Origin of the sequence: Flavobacterium undicola (assembly GCF_009909155.2) — a bacterium.
In the GTDB taxonomy this organism is placed as follows: domain Bacteria; phylum Bacteroidota; class Bacteroidia; order Flavobacteriales; family Flavobacteriaceae; genus Flavobacterium; species Flavobacterium undicola.
Map to the genome: position 1 here is coordinate 31398 of NZ_JAAAPM020000002.1, position 23723 is coordinate 55120.

A 23723-nucleotide genomic window follows, 5' to 3' on the forward strand; every position below is an offset into this window, starting at 1 on the left:
CCTTTTAAAGTGATTAATGTTTCTTAATTTTACCTTTCAAAACTAAAAACAATGCAAAAACTAATAAAAAAAATAGGTGTTCTTACCTCTGGTGGAGATTCCCCGGGGATGAATGCTGCCATACGCTCAGTTGTTCGAACTTGTGCTTATCATAATATAGAATGTGTTGGGATTTACAGAGGATACCAAGGAATGATTGAAGGTGACTTCATTGAAATGGGACCTAGAAGCGTAAATAATATTATCAATAAAGGAGGAACAATTTTAAAATCGGCACGTTCAGCAGAATTTAGAACTCCTGAAGGTAGAAAAAAAGCTCATGAGAATTTAGTTAAAGAAGGAATTGAAGCCTTAGTAGTTATCGGAGGAGATGGAAGTTTTACAGGAGCTTTGATGTTTAATGCCGAATATAATTTCCCGGTAATGGGAATTCCAGGAACTATCGATAATGATATTTACGGTACAAGCCATACACTAGGTTATGATACTGCTTTAAATACAGTTGTAGATTGTATTGATAAAATTAGAGATACAGCCAGTTCTCACAACCGTTTATTCTTTGTTGAGGTAATGGGTAGAGATGCCGGTCATATTGCTTTGAATGCCGGAATTGGAGCTGGAGCAGAAGAAATATTGATTCCTGAAGAAGATTTAGGATTAGACCGTTTGTTAGAATCACTTCAAAAAAGTAAGGCTTCCGGAAAATCATCAAGTATAGTGGTTATTGCCGAAGGCGATAAAATTGGTAAAAACGTATTTGAATTAAAGGATTATGTAGAGAGTAATTTACCTGAATACGATGTTCGTGTATCGGTATTAGGGCACATGCAACGTGGTGGTTCACCTTCTTGCTTTGATAGAGTTTTGGCTAGCCGTTTAGGTGTTAAAGCAGTAGAGTCTTTATTAGATGGAGTTTCAAATTTCATGGTAGGATTGAAAAATGATACCGTAAATCTTACTCCATTAGTACAAGCTATAAAAGGAAAGTCAGAAATTGATAGAGAATTATTAAGGGTTTCTGATATTATAACAACTTAAAAAAAATTGTAGTAGAATTAATCATTAAATTTGCGAAAATTTTTCAAATCGAATAATAAACAATAAATAAATAAAGAAAAGAAATGTCAAAAGTAAAATTAGGAATAAACGGTTTCGGTAGAATCGGAAGAATTGTTTTTAGAGAGTCTTTCAACAGAGACAATGTAGAAGTAGTTGCAATCAACGACTTATTAGATGTAGATCACTTAGCTTACTTATTAAAATATGATTCTGTTCACGGTCGTTTTGATGGAGATGTTGAAGTAAAAGAAGGAAAATTATACGTAAACGGAAGAAACATTCGTATCACTGCTGAAAGAAATCCAGCTGATTTGAAATGGAACGAAGTTGATGTTGATGTAGTTGCTGAATGTACTGGTATCTTCACAACTATTGAAACTGCTAATGAGCACATCAAAGGTGGTGCTAAAAAAGTAATTATCTCTGCTCCTTCTGCTGATGCTCCAATGTTTGTAATGGGAGTAAACCACGAAACTGCAAAAGCTTCTGATTTAGTTGTTTCTAACGCATCTTGTACTACAAACTGTTTAGCTCCTTTAGCTAAAGTTATTCACGATAATTTTGGAATTGTTGAAGCTTTAATGACTACTGTTCACGCTACAACTTCAACTCAAATGACTGCTGATGGTCCTTCTAGAAAAGACTGGAGAGGTGGACGTGCTGCTAGCATCAACATCATCCCATCTTCTACAGGTGCTGCAAAAGCGGTTGGAAAAGTTATTCCTGACTTGAATGGAAAATTAACAGGTATGGCTTTCCGTGTTCCTACTGCTGACGTTTCTACAGTAGATTTAACTGTAAAAGTAGCTAAAGAAACTTCTTATGAAGAAATTATGGCTGTTTTGAAAAATGCTTCTGAAACTACAATGAAAGGAATTATGGGATATACTGAAGATGCTGTTGTATCTCAAGATTTTATCTCTGACAAAAGAACTTCAATCATTGATGCTACTGCAGGAATTGGTTTGAATTCAACTTTCTTCAAATTGGTATCTTGGTATGATAATGAGTATGGATACTCTAGTAAATTAATTGATTTATCTGTGCATATCGCTGGATTGAAATAATATTTTATAATTTTAGAAAATCCCGTTATTTCAAAGTAACGGGATTTTCTTATTTTATTACCTCTTTGATTAATGTGAAAACCACATTTTAAATTAAAGAAAAACTAATCTAAAAACTGAAACAAAATGAAATTAATAGTTGATAGTGGTTCTACCAAAGCCGATTGGATTGCGATAGACGATGAAGGAAAAATATTGTTTACTACACAAACCTTAGGTTTGAATCCGGAAATCCTTGAAGGAGATCAAATTATTGCACGTTTGGACGATCGTTTTGATATCCAACAAAGCAAAAAGACAGCTACTCATTTGTTTTTTTACGGTGCTGGTTGCGGAACTGATAGAATGAAAATTAATTTGACTACCGTTTTTCAAGATTATTTTCCTAATGCAAAAATTGTAGTGGAAGAAGATACTTATGCAGCTGTTTATGCAACTACTCCAAAAGATCAAAAAGCTATTGTTTGTATTTTAGGTACAGGTTCTAACTGTAGTTATTTTGACGGAACTCAATTGCACCAAAAAGTACAATCATTAGGTTATATTGTAATGGATGATTCTAGTGGTAATGTTTACGGAAAAGAGTTAATTAGAAAGTATTATTTTAATAAAATGCCTAAGGAATTAGCGGTTGAATTTGAAAAAGAATTTAGTGTAGACCCTGATTTTATCAAAAATAAATTATACAAAGAAGATAATCCGAATGCTTATTTAGCCACTTTTGCTAAGTTTCTGATTCAACATAAGGAAACTGAATTTTGTCAAAAAATTATTCGCAAAGGGATGAAGTCTTTTGTGAAAAATTATGTAATGCAATATGATAATTGCAAAGAAGTACCTGTGCATTTTGTAGGTTCGATTGCTTATTATTTAAAAGATGAATTGCAACATGCTTTTGATAAATACAACTTGCAATTAGGAAACGTTTTGAGAAGACCTATAGATGGTCTTATTTCTTATCATGTTGCTAATAAATAAGATTATGGAAATAGCTATTATTGCCCATGATGGAAAAAAAGTAGATATGGTTCAATTCTTGAACAAGAACATTGAACTGTTGAGACAAGAAAAAATCAAGCTTATTGCTACAGGAACTACTGGAGGAAAAGCCGAGAAAGCGGGTTTTAAAGTAAAAAAAATGCTTTCAGGTCCTATGGGAGGTGATGCGCAAATTGCAGCCCGTGTAGCAGAAGGAAAAACCAAAATGGTTTTATTCTTTAAAGATCCATTGGCTAGCCATGCACATGAAGTAGATATTAATATGTTGCTTCGTGTATGTGATGTGCACAATGTGCCAATAGCCACTAACGAAGCTTCGGCACAATTGTTATTGAGTGCTATAACACTGCTACCATAGAAATCTCAACATTTACATTTTTTGGCAAGCATGCCACTTGAACCGTTTCACGTGCTGGAGCGGTTTTTTCGTTAAAATAAGATCCGTAAATGGTATTGATATTTCCAAAATCATTCATGTTCATGATGAAAATAGTTGATTTTACAACGTTTTCAAATGTCATTCCCGCGGCTTCTAGCACTGCTTTTAGGTTTTCCATAACCTGCGTTGTTTCGGCTTCTATACTAGTTGTAATTAAAGTTCCGTCAGCTGGATTGATAGCAATTTGTCCTGAAGTGTATAAGGTGTTTCCTGTAAGTATGGCTTGGTTATAAGGTCCGATAGGAGCTGGTGCTTTTTCTGTAAAAATTACTTTCTTCATGTTGCTGTAAATTTAAGATGAAACAAAAAAATGTGTAAATAAAAATATTAACGATTCGGATAATTACGTTTTTCCCATTTGATATCACTTAGGATACCGGATTTAATTCCGATGAAGAAATTCCAGTTGGCATTGTTACCGAAAGGCATCCAGTTTAAGGACATTCTCCAACTTGATAAATCACGTTCAAATCGCAATTGGGTGTAAGTAACTCCTTTTTGTACAAAATCATATCCTGTAGAAACGCCTACTTTCCATTTAGGAGTCAAATCAGTATTAGCCGATATCATTATAGAGTTTCCTGTAATTTGCTTTTCCCGATTGTTATTTCCGTAGGTAAAAGAATAAGCAAAAGTCATGTCCCAGGGAATTTTTGAATTGAAAAACTCAGAAATAGTATCTTCGCCTTCTTCTTCGCTACCATCAAATTGACTCTTTCTGTTGTCATTTATATCGCTGCCAGTTCCAAAAAGGTCATCTTCCCGACCTCCGTTCCTCGTGGTTTGTGTGTCTTTGGTTTTGTTCTTCTTGTCATCTTTGTCTTTGCTGGACAGCGCGTAGTTTAAAGTAATGTTGGCACTTGTCATTCTAAACAAGCTTCCACCATTGTTAATGTTGTATTTGTTGATTCTTTGCCCTGAATTATCAATGGCATAAGGATCTAAGGTAGTAGCAAAGTTGGCATTCAATTTATTTTCGAAAAATTGCGCTCCGGTACTTACTCTCACAGGAGACCAAGCCAGTGCTGTAACTCCATCGGCATCAAGATTGTAGCTTGTAGATAGATTTAAGTTGTTTAACAGCATTACTTTCTTCGGTTCTGTTTTTGTAGAATCGGCATCTCTTACTTTGGCTTCAAAGGTATTGCTGATGCTGATTCCCATTGTGTTCGAATTACTCAAACCCGGTGAACCAAACATACCGCCTTCAAAACGAGTATATTGTTTGTCCATTCTTCCACTTGCGTCAGAGGAGTAGGTGTCGTAATATTTTTCAAAACTTGGAGTATAGCCATAAGAAATCGATGGTCTCATGACGTGCCTGATAGCCTGTATTTTTTTATCGTCACCAAAATTGAAAGTTCCATAAATGGTAGTTCCTAAACTGGCAGATAAATTATAAGTTCTAAAAGCATCAAATCCGTTTACAGTTTGATCCACTACAGCACTTTTTTCAGTATCATAAGCTCTTTTGATGGTTTTTAAATACCAAATCTCTTCGTAATTTACCGATGTTGAAGCACTAAAATATTTGAATAATTTAAAGTTAGTACTTAAAGGAATACTATGTTGGAAACCAACTTGAGCATCTTTAAACATTCCGGGTTTGAAAAATAAAGAATCCGTTGTGTTGATGTAATTTCTACCGTTCAGATTGTATTGTAAATTGATGTTTTTAAAGAATCCTTTTTTTACACCATCTTTTCCAACAAATGGATATATTCTGTCCAAGCTAAATTGCAAAGTAGGCAAGGTCATATTGATGGACTCTGTTTGTGTATTTTGCGAATGAGTTGCAGACAATGACAAACGCGCTTGAGGAATGATATTAAATGTTTTTGAATAAGAAACAGAAGAACTCAGGGTGTTGTTTAGAGTTGAACCATTATTAGATTGGTTGATAGACTGCTTGAAATACTTACTACTCCCTAAGTTAACCGATGCCGAGAAACTCGAATTAGGATTGGCTTTAGAGTCTCTTGAGTGCGACCATTGAATGTTGTAAATGTTTTGTCTCGAATAGTCAGGATATCCCCTTTCACTATTGATTAGGTTTTCAAAACGAAAGTTTACATTTCCTCTAAATTTATAGCGAGTAGCATAAGCGGATTCAAATCGCATTCCGTAACTACCATTGGTATAATAATCTCCTAATACCGTTAAGTCATAATGATCGCTCAAAGCAAAATAATATCCTCCGTTTTGCAACGAAAAACCTCTGGTATTCGAATCATTATAGCTGGGTAAAATCAATCCTGATACACTTGTTTCTTTGCTCATTGGAAAAAAAGCAAAAGGAAGTGCAATAGGAGTAGGAACGTCAGCAATAACTAAATGTGTTAATCCTGTGATTACTTTTTTGCCAGGAATAAATTTCACTTTACTCGTTTGGAAATAATATTCTGGATTTTCTTTATTGGTAGATGTTGTAAAACGAGCACCTTTTAAAAAGTAAACCGAATCGTTTTCTTTTTTTGTAATAGCTGCTTTTACATTAAATTCACCTTGATCGGTTCTGGAATTCCAAATCAACGCTTTTTTTGTTTTAAAATTAAAACGAATCGAGTCCGGTTCTATAACATTGGTACCTTGCTTGAAGTTCGGATATTGAGTGAATTTCCCGGTTGAATCTTTAATTCTTCCAGCGTAAACCTCGTTTTTTTCGTAGTCCAATACAATTTTACCTGATTTTAATTCGATATCCTGGTAATAAAGTTCTGCATTGTCATACAAGGTGATTAATTTCTTCTTTTGGTCAATCTTAGCATATTGATCGGCCTTATATTTAACTTTTCCTTCCAGAAATGCTTTTTTAGGTTTTATGCTATCTGTTTTTATACTGTCATTTTCTTTTTTTAGAGTATCAGTAACAGTAGTTTTAGCCTCTTTTTTTGATGGCTTAGCCGAGATAGTTTTCGTTTTTTTAGAGATATCTTGTGAATATATGTTAGACATCCCAAATGTTAGGAAAAATGATAATAAAACGATATGAAATAAGTTTGTATGCAAAGGTATAAATGCTATTTTTGTAAAATTATGGCTTGTTTTTTGAAGTGTCAAACTTACAGATTATTTTTCGTCAAAAATAGTCAAATACAAAATTTCTAAGCATAGTGTTTTTAATTAAATTAACTTTTAAAAATGAAATCCAATTATAAGAACTTTGTTTTAATGGCAATTTTAATGTTGTTTGGATTTAGTTCAGTTTTTTCCCAGAATAATAAGGTTTTTAAAGTCATTCTCGATGCAGGTCACGGAGGAAAAGATCCCGGGAATTCTTATCACGGCTTTGTGGAAAAAGAAATCGCGCTTAAAACAGTTTTAAAGGTTGGAGAATTTTTAGAAAAAGCACATGGTGTAAAAGTCATATACACCCGAACTTCAGATGTATTTATCGAATTAGTGGATAGACCTAAAGTTGCTAATAAAGCCAATGCCGATTTATTTGTATCTATACATTGCAATTCAGTTAAAAATGAAGGGCCAAATGGTACAGAAACTTTTGTTATGGGTTTGTCCAGACATGACATGAATTTAGAAGTAGCTAAAAAAGAGAATTCGGTTATTTTGCTAGAGAAAGATTATAAGACAAAATATCAGGGTTTTGACCCTAAAAAGCCAGAAACATTGATAGGATTGACTATGATTCAGGAAGAAAATCTAAATAACAGTATTGCTTTGGCATCAAGAATTCAAGGTAATTTTACAAAAAAAATAAAAAGAGGATCAAGAGGAGTGAAGCAACAGCCTTTATGGGTATTGGATGCAGCTTATATGCCTAGTGTTTTGATTGAATTGGGGTTTTTGTCTAATAAATCGGAAGGAAGCTTTTTGGATTCGGAAGAAGGACAAACAAAAATGGCAGAACAAATTGCTGATGCTATTTTAGATTATAAAAGCCAATATTTTGAAACTAGTGATTCAAAATATGATTATAAAGAGAAAAAAGATTCAACTAAGAAAAAAACTAATGAAGTATCAGTAAAAAAAACTGATTCAGCTGATTTAATCTATAAAGTACAGCTTTTGGCAAGTCCGAAAAAAATAAAATTACAACCGAGTAATTTTAAAGGCTTAGAAAATGTATCTTATGTTTTTTTAAATAACCTTTATAGATATATGTATGGAGGAACTTCAAGTTTTGAGGAAGCTAAAAAAAAGCAGTTAGAAGCCAGGAGTGCAGGATATTTAAAAGCATTTATTGTTAATACTAATGAAGAATAGCTTTAGGAATAACGATGATGTTGTTTAGGAATTTAATGAGTAAAAAATAAAAATATTTTGGAATTAATAGATAAAATTAGAAAAACAACTACAGTATTATCATTCTTAGTAATGGTAGTTTGTAATTCAGCTTACAGTCAATCGGATGTTTTTAAGGTAACTCTTGATGCAGGTCATGGTGCGCACGATTTTGGAGCTAATTATAATGGACATGTCGAAAAAAATATTGCCTTGGCTGTGGTTTTAAAAGTGGGGAAAATTTTAGAAGCAAATTCTAAAATAGAGGTTATATATACCCGAAAAACAGATGTTTTTATTGATTTGGTCGAAAGAGCCAATATTGCCAATAGAGCTAATGCTAATATTTTTGTTTCTATTCACTGTAATGCTAATAGAAACACAGTTGCAGACGGAACCGAGACTTATGTGATGGGGATGACTAAAGTGGCTTCAAACTTAGAAGCGGCTAAAAAGGAGAACTCAGTAATTACTTTGGAGAAAGATTATAAAACAAAATACGAAGGTTTTGATCCCAATTCACCGGAAACCATGATTGGTTTTACGTTGATGCAAGAAGAGTATTTGGATAATAGTATTTCTTTGGCTAGTAAGGTAGAAGATCAATTTGCTACTTTAGGAAAAAAAATAAGAGGCGGCGGAGTAAAGCAAGCACCTTATATGGTATTGCATAAAGCTTATATGCCAAGGGTTTTGATAGAAATGGGATTTATATCTAATTATGATGAAGGGAATATTTTAGATTCTGAAGAAGGTCAAAATGATATTGCCAGAGCTATTGCCAGTGCGATTGTTAGTTATAAAAACGAATATTTTGGGGGTGAATCAGGTGTGGATGTAAAACCTTCACAAAGAATGATTGAAAAAACAGAAGATGCTGCTAAAGAAAAATTAGATTCTGATGAACCTAAAAGTCAAGCGAATTCAGATGTCGTTTTTAAGGTTCAACTTGCAGTTACGGCTAAAAAATTAGACTTGGATTCTAAAAGATTCAAAGGTTTAAAAAATGTGTCTATGGAGCCTGCAGGTGGAAATTATAAGTATTTTTATGGGGAAACCACTGATTATGAGGTTTCCAAAAAACTTTTAGATGAGGCTAAAGCCAAAGGCTTTAATTCTGCTTTTTTAGTTGCTTATAAAAACGGTAATAAAATCGATGTTCAAGACGCAATTAAATAACGCCAAGTTCTAATATTTATACTAAATTTGCACTAAATACTTATATTTTGAAATTAACAAGAGAGATTAAAACTGCGATTTTAGTAATTGCATCGATATTATTATTTATTTGGGGCTATAGTTTTTTAAAAGGAAAGGACCTTTTTAACAGTTATACCACATTATATGTAGAATATGATAGTGTAGAAGGTTTAGCACCATCTGCTCCTGTAACTTTAAACGGTTTGGTTATTGGTAAAATCGAAAAAATCAGCATCAATCCTAATACGGGTAGCTTATTAGTTGAATTGCAAATCAATACCGATTTTCCAATTGCAAAATCAAGTGTTGCGACTATCTACGAACCGGGATTTATAGGTGGAAAACAAATTGCTATTCTACCTAATTTTTCAGACAAGAATATTGTAGAACAAGGAGATCATCTAAAAGCAAATGTGCAATTAGGAATGACCGAATCGTTAAGTAAAAAATTAGTTCCCCTTCAGGATAAAATAGAAAAAGTATTAGCTAATGCCGACAACCTTATTAGTGGTATTAATAATGTCCTTAATAAAAAAACTCAGGAAGATTTAAAGAAAAGTTTGGCTGAATTGAGCAAAACAATGGAGCAATTTCATCAGGCTTCTGCTGGGGTAAACTCAATGTTGGCAGATAACAAAGCTCAAATTAACGGGGCTGTTTCTAATTTTAATAAGGTATCAAGTAACTTTTCAAAAATCTCAGATTCTTTAAACAAAGCCGATTTAGGAAAAACAGTTAAAAGTTTAAATACTACTTTGACAAAAGTAAACGGAATTATGACTGGTTTAGAAGCAGGAAATGGAAGTATGGGTAAATTATTAAAAGACGATGTGTTTTATAATAATTTATCAAAAACTTCTAAAGAGTTAGAATTACTGCTTCAAGATGTTCGTTTGTATCCTACAAGATATGTTAATGTTTCTCTTTTTGGAAAGAAAAACAAGCCCTATAAAACACCTAATGACAGCATTTCAAAAGTTAAAAAATAACATGATATGAGTTATTTAGATAATATATTATTTGCAATCGTTTTAATTATTGGTTTTGGATATTTCATTTCCAATATCAAAAAAATCTACAGAAATATCAATTTAGGTATTGATGTAAATCGAAAAGACAATCCAAATCAAAGATGGAAAAATATGGCTATGATTGCTTTGGGGCAATCAAAAATGGTTAGAAGACCTATAGCTGGTGTGCTTCACATCATTGTTTATGCAGGTTTTATAATTATCAATATCGAATTACTGGAAATCATCATCGATGGATTATTTGGTACACATCGAATTTTTGCTCCTTTTTTAGGTGGTTTTTACAATGTATTAATTGCTTCTTTCGAAATATTAGCTTTATTGGTTATTGTTGCGGTAACCGTATTTTGGATTAGAAGGAATATAGTAAAACTAAAGCGTTTTATAAATTCTGATTTGAATGGATTTCCTAAAAAGGATGCTAACTATATCCTGTATTTTGAAACCACATTAATGTTCTTGTTTCTGTTTATGAATGCTTCCGATTTGCATTTGCAAAATGTTCCCGGAGGTTACTCCCATTTTATAACAGCAGGTTCTTTTCCTGTAAGCCAGTTTCTGGAACCTTTATTTAATGGAACAAACAGTAATTTGGTAGCCTTGTTTTACGAAATTTTTTGGTGGTTGCATATTGCTGGGATTTTAGTATTCATGAACTATTTGTACTTCTCAAAGCACCTTCATATTTTATTAGCTTTCCCAAATACTTATTTTGCTAATTTAAATCCGCTGGGAGAGTTTGATAATTTAGCTTCTGTTACCAAAGAAGTTAAAATGATGATGGATCCTAATGTAGATCCATTTGCTGCTCCTGCTGCTCCGGAAGGAGAAGTTCATGCAAAATTTGGAGCCAGTGATATACAAGACTTAAATTGGGTACAATTGCTTAATGCTTATACTTGTACTGAATGTGGAAGATGTACCTCTGTTTGCCCGGCTAATGTAACGGGTAAGAAATTATCACCTCGAAAAATTATGATGGATACCCGTGACAGAATGGAGGAAGTGGGTAAAAATATTGATACCAATAAAGGTGTTTTTGTACCGGATAATAAGTCATTATTGAATGATTATATTACTCCCGAAGAACTTTGGGCATGTACTTCTTGTAATGCATGTGTTGAGGAATGTCCGGTTAGTATTAGTCCGTTGTCTATTATTATGGATATGCGTCGTTATTTAGTAATGGAGCAAAGTGCTGCACCAATGCCTTTGAATTCCATGATGACTAATGTAGAAAACAATGGAGCACCTTGGCCATACAATCAGCAAGATCGATTGAATTGGAAGAACGAAAACTAATCTAATTGTTGATTTAGTTTAATAAAATGAATAACACTTACAAATTGCTTTTTAGCTTTTTGAAAAAAAGATAAAACAATGTCAGAAAATTTGATAGTACCTACAATGGCAGAAATGCTGGCTCAAGGAAAGCAACCGGAAGTTTTATTTTGGGTAGGTTGTGCAGGAAGTTTTGATGATAGAGCCAAAAAAATTACCAAAGCATTTGTACGTATACTAAATAGTGCCAATGTTTCGTTTGCAGTTTTAGGTACCGAAGAAAGTTGTACTGGAGATCCCGCAAAAAGAGCTGGAAATGAGTTTTTGTTTCAAATGCAAGCCATGATGAATATCGAAGTGCTTAATGCTTATGAAGCTAAAAAAATTGTTACCGCTTGTCCACATTGTTTTAATACATTAAAAAACGAATATCCTGAATTAGGCGGCAAATATGAAGTGGTTCATCATACAGAGTTTTTAAAATCCTTATTGGATGACGGAAGATTAAGTATTGAAGGTGGTCAGTTTAAAGGGAAAAAAATAACTTTTCATGATCCTTGTTATTTAGGAAGAGCCAATAAAGTATATGAAGCACCTCGTGATTTAATTGAAAAATTAGATGTAGAATTGGTCGAAATGAAACGTTCTAAAGCTAATGGTTTGTGCTGTGGAGCAGGAGGAGCTCAGATGTTTAAAGATGCTGAAAAAGGAGATAAAGAAATAAACATCGAAAGAACCGAAGATGCCCTTGCTAGTCAATCGGAAATTATAGCTACTGCTTGTCCGTTTTGCAATACGATGATGACGGATGGGATTAAGAATAAAGAAAAAGAAGGCGAAGTAAAAGTGATGGATATCGCTGAACTGATTGCTAATGCACAGGATTTGTAGATTTGGTCTCTAATTAAAGAACTAAAAATGATTTTAAAAAAATCTGTTTTCTTTTTACTATTACTTTTGAGTTTTGTTATGCGAGCTCAAATTAATTCTGATGAAAAAAAAGCAGATACTTTAGAGATAAAACCTAAGGAACAATTACAATTCAATAAGAAACAATTAATTATTCCTGCGGTATTTATTACTTACGGAGTAATAGGTCTTGGAAGTGATTTTTTAAAATCTGTCAATTCAGAAATTAGAGAAGAGGTTAATGAAAATATTGATAAAAAGTTTACTATAGATGACTTTACTCTGTATTTACCTGTAGCATCCATATATGGTTTAAGTGCTTTGGGAATCAAGGGAAAAAATAATCTTAGAGACAAAACAATTATTCTTGCCACTTCCAGTTTAATTATGGGGATAACCGTAGGGACTCTAAAAAAGACAACTAAGGTAGAAAGACCTGATGGTTCCAGTTTTGATTCTTTTCCTTCAGGACATACAGCAGTAGCCTTTATGGGGGCTGAATTAATGTACCAGGAATACAAAGATGTTTCACCATGGTATGGAATTGCAGGATATGGCGTTGCAGCTGGAACAGGAGCTTTTAGAATCTATAATAATCGCCATTGGTTAACTGATGTTGTAGCAGGAGCAGGTATTGGAATTCTTAGCGCAAAAGCAGCTTATTGGTTGTATCCTACCGTAAACGAATTGTTCTCATCTAAAAAACATAAAAATAGAAAATCAGTATTTCTTCCTTATTATGATGGAAAACAACTAGGATTTGGTATGGTTTCCTCATTTTAAGTTTAATAAAAATAAAATAATATATTATGTACGTTCCATTTGAAAATTTACCGGAAGAATCCAGAATTTGGATTTATCAATCAAATAGAAAATTTTCGGATGCCGAATTTTCTGAAATCGAAGCCGACTTAGAATCGTTTCTTAATGGGTGGGCTGCACACGGTACCAGTTTAGAAGCTTCGTGTCAATTAAAATACAATCGTTTTATAATTATTGCCGTAAATCAAGAAGTTCAGGCTGCTACAGGTTGTTCTATTGATGCTTCGGTAGTTTTTATTCAAAAATTAGAACAAAAGTACCAGGTTGATTTATTGGATAAAATGAATGTAACTTTTAAATTAGGAGAACATATTGCTCATAAACCATTGATTGATTTCAAAAAAATGGTAAAAGACAAAGCAGTTACTGAAAATACGATTGTTTTTAATAACTTGATTAACAATATTCAAGAATACAACGAGTCTTGGGAAGTACCAGCAATGGACAGCTGGCACAGTCGTTTCTTTTAAAAATAAAATATTCTTTATGAAAAATATAGACATCAGGATTTTACTTCTTTATGTCTTATTTTTTTTTGTAGCTGCCTGTAGTACAACAAAAAAGAATAAGCAGGCAGTCACTGTGTCTAAAAATTCCCTAACTACCAAGGCTGTAACTGATGAATTTCAAGTACCACATTTGTCTGTTGACGAATTAAATCAGTTGTGTGAAAACTTGAATACAGCAAAAACGGAAGCTTTACAATATGAATGGTGTGAAAATACAATTGCGGTTTTAAAAAATGCCAATTCGGTTTTACCATTAAAAAATCTTCAAAATCAGAAAATCGCTTATGTGAAATTAGGAGATGCTTCTAATGATTCTTTTGTAGAAACACTTAGAAAATATACCGAAATAACCGAATTTAATGATGAAAAATTAAACAGTTTACAGGCAAAATTAAAAGGATTTTCAACTGTAATTATTGGTTATCATTCTTCGAATACTTTATGGACTGAACAAAAGTTATCTGAAGAAGAATTAAATAAAATTGCATTTTTAGCTCAAAACAATCAGGTCATTTTAGATGTATTTGCATCGCCTTCTTCTTTATTGTCTATCAAGGATTTTAGTGCTATAAAAGGATTAATTGTTTCTTATCAAAATAGTGCTGTTGCCCAAGTCGTTTCAGCTGAATTGATTTTTGGAGCTATAGCTGCCAAAGGAAAGTTACCTGTAACTGCTTATTCTGGTGATAAAGAAAATTTTGGATTAACAACCGAAAAATTAAATGTTTTGGGTTTTACTGCACCAGAAAATGTCGGAATGAATCCATCGATTTTATCTAAAATAGATGCTATTGCACAAAAAGCAATCAACGGGAGAATGACTCCCGGAATGCAAATTCTTGTAGCTAGAAAAGGAAAGGTGATTTATCAAAAATCATTTGGTTATCATACCTATGACAAAGAAATAAAAGTTTCTAATTCAGATATTTATGATTTGGCTTCGTTGTCTAAAATTATAGGAACATTACCGAATGTAATGATAGCATATGATGAGAAAAAGTTGAATATGGCAACTACCTTAGATTCGATGTTGCCTGTTTTTAAGAATTCGAATAAAAAAGATATTTATTTTAAAGAGCTGTTGTCGCATTACGCCCGATTGCAAGCCTGGTATCCATTTTATAAAAATACCATTGATAAAAACGGAAATCCATTAGATAAATATTATAGTAAAGTAAGCAGCGAAAATTTCTCTATAAAAATTGCAGATAGTTTATACCTAAGAACAGATTATCAGGATACTATTTTAAAAATTATTGTTGATAGTAAATTGTTACCCAAGAAGGAATATAAGTACAGTGATTTTACTTTCATGATTTTAAAAGCTTATTTAGAGCATGAAACAGGAAAAAAACTGGATGTTCTGGGCTATGAAAATTTCTTTAAACCGTTGGCTTTAAATAATACCATGTACAATCCAATAGGGAAAATAGATAAAAACAAAATTGTTCCTACGGAAGTGGATACTTATTTCAGACACCAAATCGTTCAAGGTTATGTGCATGATTTGGGAGCTGCCATGCAAGGTGGAATTGGTGGACATGCAGGATTATTTTCGAATAGTATGGATGTGGCTAAAATGATGCAGTTGTATTTGCAAAAAGGAAATTATGGCGGGAAAGAATATTTCTCTGAAAAGACATTTAACGATTTTAATAACTGCTATTATTGTTCACAGGGAAATAGGAGAGGCATTGGGTTTGATAAACCACAATTAGGGGATTCAGGTCCTACTTGCGGCTGTGCATCAATGACTAGTTTTGGTCATACGGGGTTTACAGGAACGATGGCTTGGGCTGATCCGGACAAGGAAATTGTATATGTTTTTCTTTCAAATAGAACCTTTCCGAATGAATCGGCCAATAAATTATCAAAAGAAAATATTCGGGAAGATATTCAATCCGTTATTTATGAGGCGATTGAAGACACTACAGCAACAAGTAAATAGGAAGCCAGTTTTAGTTTTCTTTTAAGAAAAGACAATCTTATTTTTATTAATTTAGTCGTATTAAAAATTACAGATGAAAATAGCAATTGTTTGTTATCCAACCTTTGGAGGAAGTGGTGTTGTCGCTACGGAATTAGGTTTAGAATTGGCTCGTTTAGGACATGAAGTTCACTTTATCACTTATAGCCAACCGGTGCGTTTGGCATTATTAAATCCTAATGTGCATTATCACGAAGTAAATGTTCCTGAATATCCATTGTTTCATTATCAACCTTATGAATTAGCCTTGTCGAGCAAACTAGTCGATATGGTAAAACTCTATAAAATAGATTTGTTGCACGTACACTATGCAATTCCTCATGCTTATGCTGGTTACATGGCTAAGCAAATGCTCAAAGATGAAGGAATTGAGATTCCTATGATTACAACACTGCATGGTACGGATATCACTTTGGTAGGAAATCATCCACACTACAAACCTGCAGTTAGTTTTAGCATTAACAAATCAGATGTGGTGACTTCAGTATCTCAAAGTTTAAAAGACGATACTTATAATTTATTCAAAATTAAGAGAGACATTCATGTTATCCCGAACTTTATTGAGTTAGATAAAAATGTGAAAGACTTTAATATGCCTTGTCAGCGTTCGCTTATTGCTAAAAATGAAGAGCGAATCATAACTCATATTAGTAATTTTAGAAAAGTAAAACGAATTCCGGATATTATTAAAATATTTTATAAAATTCAACAAGAAATCCCAGCCAAATTATTAATGGTAGGAGATGGACCAGAGAAGGAAAAAGCGGAATTGTTATGCCACGAATTAGGTATATTAGATAAGGTGATTTTCTTTGGAAACAGTAATGAAATTGATAAGATTTTAAGTAATTCTGATTTGTTTTTATTGCCATCAGAAACCGAGAGTTTTGGATTAGCTGCTCTGGAAGCTATGGCTTGGGGAGTTCCGGTTATTTCAAGTAATTCAGGAGGATTGCCTGAAGTAAATTTTGAAGGAGTTTCAGGTTATTTAAGTGCAGTAGGTAATATTGATGAAATGGCCGAAAACGCATTGAAAATCCTGAAAGACGATACTGTTTTGGCTCAATTCAAAGAGAATGCTCTATCAGTAGCTAAAAAGTTCGATATTAAACATATTTTGCCTTTGTATATCGATATTTACGACAAAGCGATTAAGAAATACACCAAAAAAGCCAAACATTTGAATAAACCTCATAATGATTAAATTCTTAATTGACATTTGTAAAAAAATGAAAAAAAGCATCCTTTCATTAGTGATAGTTTTAGTGCTTTTTTCTTGTAGTACAACACAGAAAGGAAGTACTAATAAACCATTGTATGAAGTTTTATTACAGCAAAATGATGGTGGAGCCAATATTAATTTCTATGAAATTCTTTCAGAACCTAAAGAAATTAAAATGTTGCTTAATGATGAAAAGTTAAAAGGTAAAATAAGCACTAATGATGTTCAGCAATCTAATTTTATAGTATTGAATATGGGCGAAAAACCCACAGGAGGTTATGGAATAACGGTTGATAGTGTTGTAGAAACCGAAAAAAACATTGTAATTAAAGTAAAAGAAATCACACCCGAAGCAGGAGCTATGCTAACACAAAGTATTACGTATCCTTATAGTGTAGTTAAGATTAATTCGAAAAAAGAAATAATTGTAAAATAGAAAATGCCACTAGAAATAGTGGCATTTTTTTATGTACTCTTTTTAAATTTAGAATTGGTATCTAATTCCTAAAGCGATATCCGGACCAAAGTTGTCATTTCTAAAATTATCATTAGAGTTGAAATACAATTCAGGTCTGATGTCTAAAGAAAGTAAAATAGGAACTTCGTCAAAACCGTATTCGATACCAAGGTCACCTGCTACAAAAGCAAAAGTTCCGCTATCACTTACGTTGTTGTATTTATAGTTCCAGTTTCCTAAACCTCCACCAACACCAGCGTACCAGTTGAAGCCTCCGTCAATGTTCCAAACCCATTGGTAAATACCTGTTAATTTGAAAGCATCAACATTGTTGTTGTTTCTCCATCCTAAATCTAATTCTAAACGGTTGTTGTCAGACAATCCTCTTTGGTATGAAATCTCACCCCCAAAACCGTCATTGTCTCCTAAACGCAAACCTAAAGCATTTTTTGAAATTTCTTGTGCTTGTGTGCTGAATGCTAATCCCATTAGCATAAAAGCTGATAAAATGATTTTTTTCATAAATAAAGTTTTGTTGTTTTACAAATCTACAACTTATATCAAACGGAAAGTTTACTATATAATTATATATTTTTATATAATTCCCACATTTTATCAAATGTAAGACACTTAATCTCCTTTATTTTGAAAGGATGATAGAGGCAATTAGTTGTTCTCCAGTAAGTTCTTCTTTCTCTTCAAGATTTTCGGTTTCTATGTATTTTGATTCTTGATAACGAAATAATTTCCATTTTTTTCTATTGTATTCTAAAGCAGTTAAATTTTCTACCCAATCTCCAGAATTCAAATAGATAGTCGAACCATTTTTATTCTCTTTTTTGATGATTTTTGGTTCGTGAATATGACCACATAATACATAATCGTATTTGTTTTCGATGGCTAATTCGGTAGCGGTTTCTTCAAAATCCGAAATATGCTTCACCGCTTTTTTAACGCTGGCTTTTATTTTTTTAGAAAATGAATAAGGTTCCCGGCCTATTTTTTTTAGACACCAGTTAAAGAAACGGTTAATCAGAATTAAATAATCATAACCTAAACCACCTAATTTTGCAATCCATTTGGCATGATTTACTGATGCATCAAAAACATCACCGTGGAAAATCCAAGCTTTCTTATCGTCCAGTTCTAAGACCACTTTATTGGCTAAGACTAAATTCCCCATATTCATTTCGGTAAATTTTCGAAGCATCTCATCGTGATTTCCGGTAATGTAATAGACTTTAGTTCCCTTAGAAGCAAAGCTTATTATTTTTTGGATTACTTTTAAATGAGATTTTGGGAAATAGGATTTTCTAAATTGCCAAATATCAATAATATCGCCATTCAATACTAAAATTTCAGGTTTTATAGACGATAGATAGTTGTATAATTCTTTGGCATGACTTCCATAAGTTCCCAGGTGAACATCGGAGATTACAACTACTTCAACTTTTCTTTTTTTCAATTGATTTACTAATTTGTTGTTTTGCAAATTAAGTCTTTCAGTGTGAATTCATCTTAAAGATAAGGTTAACAAATGAGTTGTTGTTTGTAAACAAAGTGGCTATTTTTCAGCTAAGATTGAAATCTTTAAATCATTAATTTTTAAAGCTAAAACTAAAATGGTACTTTTGTTCAAAATTAATTATAATGGCGGGAAATAGCTACGGAACACTATTTAGAATAACTACTTTTGGAGAATCACATGGTGAAGCTTTAGGAGGAATAATTGATGGTTGCCCATCGGGAATTGCATTGGATTTTGATGCCATTCAACTAGAAATGTCAAGAAGAAAACCGGGACAATCAGCTATAGTTACCCAACGAAAAGAACCAGATGATGTACAGTTTTTATCTGGAATTTTTGAAGGAAAAACTACAGGAACTCCTATTGGTTTTATCATTCCAAATACCAATCAAAAGTCAGACGATTATTCGCATATAAAAGATAATTACAGACCTAGTCATGCTGATTATGTGTATGATCAAAAATACGGTTTTAGAGATTATCGCGGTGGTGGAAGAAGTTCAGCTCGTGAAACGGCAAGTAGAGTAGTAGCGGGAGCAATTGCAAAACAAATGCTATCTGAAATCAAGATAAATGCCTATGTTTCGGCTGTAGGTCCTCTTTCTTTGGATACGCCTTATCAGGAATTGGATTTTTCTAAAATAGAAAGTAATCCGGTGCGTTGTCCTGATGAAGAAATGGCAGCGACAATGGAAGATTACATTAAACAAATTCGTAAAGAAGGAGATACTGTAGGTGGTGTAGTTACTTGTGTGATTCAAAATGTACCTGTAGGACTTGGAGAACCAGTTTTTGATAAATTACATGCCGAATTAGGAAAAGCAATGCTTTCTATCAATGCGGTAAAAGGTTTTGAATTTGGAAGTGGATTTGAGGGTTCTAAAATGAAAGGAAGCCAGCATAATGATTTATACAATGCTGATGGTACTACAAGAACTAATCTTTCTGGTGGAATCCAAGGAGGAATAAGCAACGGAATGGATATTTATTTTCGTGTAGCTTTTAAACCTGTGGCTACTATCATGCAAAAACAAGAATCATTAGATAATAAAGGAAATATTACCGAGATGACAGGTAAAGGTCGTCATGATCCTTGTGTGGTGCCTCGCGCAGTGCCAATTGTTGAAGCTATGGCAGCAATTGTATTAGCTGATTTTTATTTGATAAATAAAACATATTAATAAGCGATATTATCGAAATAATCATATTGTTTTTTAACAATATAATAATTATAAAAAGGTGAAGTATTAATTTTTATTATACTCACCTTTTTTTTGTACATTTTGTCCAGATTTTAACTTTAAAGCCAGATAAAATGACGCAAAACAGAACCCCAAAACCATCACTTTTAGGAAATCTTACTTTCCAAATTTTAATTGCAATGCTTTGTGGTGCCGTTTTAGGAGTTATTATTCACAATTCAATTGCGGCAGATGCGGCTCAATCATTCAGCAGCAAAATAAAAATGCTGGCTACCATTTTTATTCGGTTGGTTCAAATGATTATTTCTCCTTTGGTTTTTACCACCTTGGTTGTTGGAATTGCAAAATTAGGTGATGTTAAGGCGGTTGGGCGAATTGGAGTAAAATCGTTAGCGTGGTTTTTTACGGCCTCATTCCTGTCTTTATTATTGGGAATGTTTTTTGTAAACGTACTCCAACCCGGAGTAGGACTTAATTTGTCAAACATTGATTTGGCTTCTGTTTCAGAAGTAACCGCAAAAACACAAAATATATCTTTCGAAAATTTTATAGAGCATATTGTGCCTAAAAGTATTTTTGAAGCAATGGCTACCAATGAAATTTTACAAATTGTTATTTTCTCTATTTTCTTTGGTTTAGCTGCGGCATCTTTGGGAGACTATGTAAAACCGGTTGTCAGTGCATTAGATAAAACCTCCCATATTGTACTGAAGATGGTCAACTACGTCATGAAGTTTGCTCCAATAGGTGTTTTTGGTGCTATTACAGGTGTATTTGCTGTGAGGGATTTTCAGGAATTAGCAATTACTTATTTTAAGTTTTTTGGTTCTTTCTTAATTGGTATTTCTTCTATTTGGATTGTATTGATAGTAGTTGGCTATGTTTTTCTCAAAAGTAGAATGACAATTTTACTTAAAAGAATTATTGGACCTTTGATAATTGCCTTTGGAACTACAAGTAGTGAGGCTGTTTTTCCTAAGCTTACAGAAGAACTAGAACGTTTTGGTGTAAAAGACAGGATTGTTTCATTCATGTTACCGTTGGGCTATTCTTTTAATCTGGATGGAAGCATGATGTATATGACCTTTGCAAGTATTTTTATTGCTCAGGCTTATGGCATTCATTTGGATTTAGGAACTCAAATGACGATGCTTTTAGTGTTGATGCTTACCAGCAAAGGAATCGCAGGAGTGCCAAGAGCGAGCTTGGTGGTTGTGGCTGCAACCTGCGGAATGTTTGATATTCCGATTGAGGGAATTGCTTTGATATTACCAATTGATCATTTTTGTGATATGTTTCGCAGTGCTACAAATGTTTTAGGGAATGCCTTGGCGGCATCGGTAATAGGGAAATGGGAAGAGCAGGATGAAGAAGTTATATTGGAATAACAGAATAATTTAAAAACAGTTTAACTTTTTAGGCAGGAGATTGTTAATTGCTTTTTTAGTTGAGTAATAGTAAAAAGATTTTTTTGTAATTTAACTTACAAAATGATTGATAATCGATTATTTTTTTTCTTATATTTGGTAAGAATATTATGATTATGTATTGGATACGTATTGTTTTTTTATTACTAACCTTACCTCTTTTGAGTCAGCCAACGATTGAAAAAAATCAGGCTTCAAAGAAAGAGATGTTGTTGTTGTCAAAACAAGCCTCTCAATATTTGCGTGACTATAAATATGACTCATCCTTAACCAAGGCTCGTCTTGTTTTACACTATGCTTTTAATATTAATGATTATGTTTTAGTAGCTAAATCTTATAATACTATTGCAGAGAATTACGAGGAACTTAACGAAATTAAAAAAGCAATATTTTATTATAAAAAAGGGCTTATTTATGCCACTAAAACAGCTAACGATACCATAAAATATTGGCTATACAACAACTTAGGAAATGTTTATTGTTTTGAAAAAAAGGAATTTGATAAAGGGATATTTTATTATCAAAAGTCATTAGGATTAAGTGAGAAAAAAGCTGATTTAAAGCAGGTTTACAGGACTAAGTTAAATTTGGCCTGGGCTTATTTTGATAATAACGAATTTCAAAAAGGAAAAACTTATTTGAATTTTGTCAATAAAAATCAAGAGTTTGACAATCAGCCTAATTTAGTGATTTTGAATATGCTTAACGGCATATATTATAATTATTTATCCGATTTTAAGAAAGCGGAATCTTGTTTTTTGAAAGCCTTAGCGTTAGGGAAATCAGCTAGTAACAAGTCGGATTATTCGTGTGCTATTGAAGAGTATTCTCAGTTTTTATTTAAAAAGGGCGATTATAAAAACGCTTATACTAATTTAAATTTATATCATAAAGTCAAACACGAGATTGATGACGCAGTAAAGTTGAACAAAGCTAATATTGCTGGGATTAATATAGAAATTGATGAATATAAAAGAAAAATTGATGAAATTGAATCAGAAAATGATTTTCAATCTCAGGTTTTAGTAAAAACCAAAACCATTTCTGTTTTGTTGATTATTAGTTTAATTATATTGTTGCTTTTAATTTATTCACTTTATCGAAATTATAATTTTAAGAAAGCAATAAATTTTGAATTAGTAAATAAAAACCAAGAGTTAGTACTTGCAAAAGAAAAAGCAGAAGTTGCCTCAAAGTTAAAATCCCAGTTTGTATCTACCATTACTCATGAATTGAGAACACCATTGTATGGAGTAATTGGAATTACTAATATGATAGTGGATGAACATAAAGAATTAACTGATAGTCCGCATTTAAAATCACTTAAGTTTTCTGCAAAATACTTATTAGCATTAGTAAATGATGTTTTGCAAATTAATAAAATTGAAGAGAACAGAATTGTTCTTGAAAAAATGACTTTTAATGTTGGTGATGAAATTGATCTGATTCAAAATTCATTATCATTTTTGGCTAAAAAACACAATAATACCATTGATGTCATAATAGATCCCAACATTCCGGAATACTTGATAGGGGATAAATTACGGTTTTCTCAAATTATTATTAATTTGGTTAGTAATGCCTTGAAGTTTACACATGATGGAGAAGTAACTATTCAGGCTGATTTGGTTGACGTTAAAGACAAACTTTATTTTATTGAATTTAGCATAAAGGATACCGGTGTTGGTATTGCAGAAGAAAATCAAGATAAAATATTCGAAAAATTTGTTCAAGTTAGTCGAAAAGAAATTGATTATCAGGGTACAGGACTTGGTTTGTCTATTGTAAAACAGCTTTTGCAATTGTTTAATAGTGCCATTTATCTAAAAAGTGAATTAGGAAAAGGAACTACTTTTAATTTTACTATTGCTTTTGAAAATGATATAGTAAAAACAAATTCATTAATCAATAATATTAAGGTCGATATGTCTTCGGGTCAGTTTTTTAAAATTTTAGTTGTGGATGATAATACGATTAATCTTTTGATTACCCGAAAGACAATTGAAAAATTTAATTATAAATGTTCAACTGCAACTTCTGGAAAAGAAGCTTTAGAAATGTTAGATTCAGAAACTTTTGATGTGGTATTAATGGATATTAATATGCCCGGTATGAATGGTTTTGAAACCACGCGATTAATTCGTGAAAGAGAAATAAAAACAGCTATAATAGCTTTAACAGCTTTTGATAAAGAGGAAGTGACCGAAGAAGCAATCTCAGCAGGTTTTGATGATATTATTAGTAAGCCTTTTGATTCTAAACAATTATTCAAGACTATAAATGAGGTTGTTCTTCTTAAAGAATCAGTTTTGATGTAAAAAAAACAATCGTAAAATAGTTTT

The 23723-nt window shown here is 32.5% G+C and carries 21 protein-coding genes; 17 read left to right on the forward strand and 4 right to left on the reverse strand.

Going from position 1 to position 23723, the window contains the following annotated elements; all coding sequences use genetic code 11:
- Positions 1-51: 51 nt before the first annotated feature.
- The 4 genes from pfkA (at position 52) to GTZ96_RS01460 (ending at position 3483) form a co-directional block, all read left to right on the forward strand.
- Complete coding sequence (gene pfkA, locus GTZ96_RS01445; protein ID WP_161640813.1) at positions 52-1038, forward strand: 6-phosphofructokinase; 987 nt, start codon at positions 52-54, stop codon at positions 1036-1038.
- Positions 1039-1121: 83 nt separating this feature from the next.
- Positions 1122-2126: a type I glyceraldehyde-3-phosphate dehydrogenase gene (gene gap, locus GTZ96_RS01450; protein WP_161640814.1), complete on the forward strand. Its 1005-nt coding sequence runs from the start codon at positions 1122-1124 to the stop codon at positions 2124-2126.
- 126 nt (positions 2127-2252) lie between these two features.
- On the forward strand, positions 2253-3104 hold the full coding sequence (locus GTZ96_RS01455; RefSeq protein WP_161640815.1) for an N-acetylglucosamine kinase: 852 nt from the start codon (positions 2253-2255) through the stop codon (positions 3102-3104).
- Between the two features lie 4 nt (positions 3105-3108).
- Complete coding sequence (locus GTZ96_RS01460) at positions 3109-3483, forward strand: methylglyoxal synthase (RefSeq protein WP_161640816.1); 375 nt, start codon at positions 3109-3111, stop codon at positions 3481-3483.
- Here GTZ96_RS01460 and GTZ96_RS01465 read toward each other — a convergent pair.
- Positions 3464-3844: a RidA family protein gene (locus GTZ96_RS01465; protein WP_161640817.1), complete on the reverse strand. Its 381-nt coding sequence runs from the start codon at positions 3842-3844 to the stop codon at positions 3464-3466. The genes GTZ96_RS01460 and GTZ96_RS01465 overlap by 20 nt on opposite strands.
- Before the next feature lie 47 nt (positions 3845-3891).
- Positions 3892-6624 carry a putative LPS assembly protein LptD gene (locus GTZ96_RS01470; RefSeq protein WP_161640818.1) on the reverse strand — a complete coding sequence of 911 codons (2733 nt, stop codon included), beginning with the start codon at positions 6622-6624 and terminating at the stop codon, positions 3892-3894.
- A gap of 81 nt (positions 6625-6705) precedes the next feature.
- On the opposite strand from GTZ96_RS01470, the gene GTZ96_RS01475 reads away from it, so the two are divergent.
- From GTZ96_RS01475 to GTZ96_RS01520, 10 genes are all read left to right on the forward strand, one after another.
- Positions 6706-7788, forward strand: a complete 1083-nt coding sequence (locus GTZ96_RS01475) for an N-acetylmuramoyl-L-alanine amidase family protein (protein ID WP_161640819.1) — start codon at positions 6706-6708, stop codon at positions 7786-7788.
- A gap of 111 nt (positions 7789-7899) precedes the next feature.
- Entirely contained in the window at positions 7900-8985 is a 1086-nt protein-coding gene (locus GTZ96_RS01480; RefSeq protein WP_161640974.1) for an N-acetylmuramoyl-L-alanine amidase family protein, read from the forward strand.
- Positions 8986-9032: 47 nt separating this feature from the next.
- Positions 9033-9995, forward strand: coding sequence for an MlaD family protein (locus GTZ96_RS01485; RefSeq protein WP_161640820.1), 963 nt, complete (start codon positions 9033-9035; stop codon positions 9993-9995).
- Positions 9996-10001: 6 nt separating this feature from the next.
- On the forward strand, positions 10002-11339 hold the full coding sequence (locus GTZ96_RS01490; protein WP_161640821.1) for a (Fe-S)-binding protein: 1338 nt from the start codon (positions 10002-10004) through the stop codon (positions 11337-11339).
- Positions 11340-11417: 78 nt separating this feature from the next.
- On the forward strand, positions 11418-12209 hold the full coding sequence (locus GTZ96_RS01495; protein ID WP_161640822.1) for a (Fe-S)-binding protein: 792 nt from the start codon (positions 11418-11420) through the stop codon (positions 12207-12209).
- Between the two features lie 27 nt (positions 12210-12236).
- Positions 12237-13010 carry a phosphatase PAP2 family protein gene (locus GTZ96_RS01500; RefSeq protein ID WP_235972824.1) on the forward strand — a complete coding sequence of 258 codons (774 nt, stop codon included), beginning with the start codon at positions 12237-12239 and terminating at the stop codon, positions 13008-13010.
- A gap of 26 nt (positions 13011-13036) precedes the next feature.
- Positions 13037-13519 (forward strand): ABC transporter ATPase, encoded by a 483-nt coding sequence (locus GTZ96_RS01505; protein WP_161640823.1) that lies wholly within the window; start codon positions 13037-13039, stop codon positions 13517-13519.
- A gap of 16 nt (positions 13520-13535) precedes the next feature.
- Positions 13536-15506 carry a serine hydrolase domain-containing protein gene (locus GTZ96_RS01510; protein WP_161640824.1) on the forward strand — a complete coding sequence of 657 codons (1971 nt, stop codon included), beginning with the start codon at positions 13536-13538 and terminating at the stop codon, positions 15504-15506.
- Between the two features lie 73 nt (positions 15507-15579).
- Positions 15580-16749 carry an N-acetyl-alpha-D-glucosaminyl L-malate synthase BshA gene (gene bshA / locus GTZ96_RS01515; protein WP_161640825.1) on the forward strand — a complete coding sequence of 390 codons (1170 nt, stop codon included), beginning with the start codon at positions 15580-15582 and terminating at the stop codon, positions 16747-16749.
- A gap of 25 nt (positions 16750-16774) precedes the next feature.
- Entirely contained in the window at positions 16775-17203 is a 429-nt protein-coding gene (locus GTZ96_RS01520) for a protease complex subunit PrcB family protein (RefSeq protein ID WP_161640826.1), read from the forward strand.
- Between the two features lie 48 nt (positions 17204-17251).
- Here GTZ96_RS01520 and GTZ96_RS01525 read toward each other — a convergent pair whose 3' ends face one another.
- Entirely contained in the window at positions 17252-17746 is a 495-nt protein-coding gene (locus tag GTZ96_RS01525) for a porin family protein (protein ID WP_161640827.1), read from the reverse strand.
- A 118-nt stretch (positions 17747-17864) separates the two neighbouring features.
- Positions 17865-18689 (reverse strand): UDP-2,3-diacylglucosamine diphosphatase, encoded by an 825-nt coding sequence (locus GTZ96_RS01530; RefSeq protein ID WP_161640976.1) that lies wholly within the window; start codon positions 18687-18689, stop codon positions 17865-17867.
- Positions 18690-18874: 185 nt separating this feature from the next.
- On the opposite strand from GTZ96_RS01530, the gene aroC reads away from it, so the two are divergent.
- The 3 genes from aroC (at position 18875) to GTZ96_RS01545 (ending at position 23699) form a co-directional block, all read left to right on the forward strand.
- Positions 18875-19933, forward strand: coding sequence for a chorismate synthase (gene aroC, locus GTZ96_RS01535; RefSeq protein ID WP_161640828.1), 1059 nt, complete (start codon positions 18875-18877; stop codon positions 19931-19933).
- A 134-nt stretch (positions 19934-20067) separates the two neighbouring features.
- Positions 20068-21342 (forward strand): dicarboxylate/amino acid:cation symporter, encoded by a 1275-nt coding sequence (locus GTZ96_RS01540; protein WP_161640829.1) that lies wholly within the window; start codon positions 20068-20070, stop codon positions 21340-21342.
- Between the two features lie 155 nt (positions 21343-21497).
- On the forward strand, positions 21498-23699 hold the full coding sequence (locus GTZ96_RS01545) for a response regulator (protein WP_161640830.1): 2202 nt from the start codon (positions 21498-21500) through the stop codon (positions 23697-23699).
- Positions 23700-23723 lie beyond the last annotated feature (24 nt).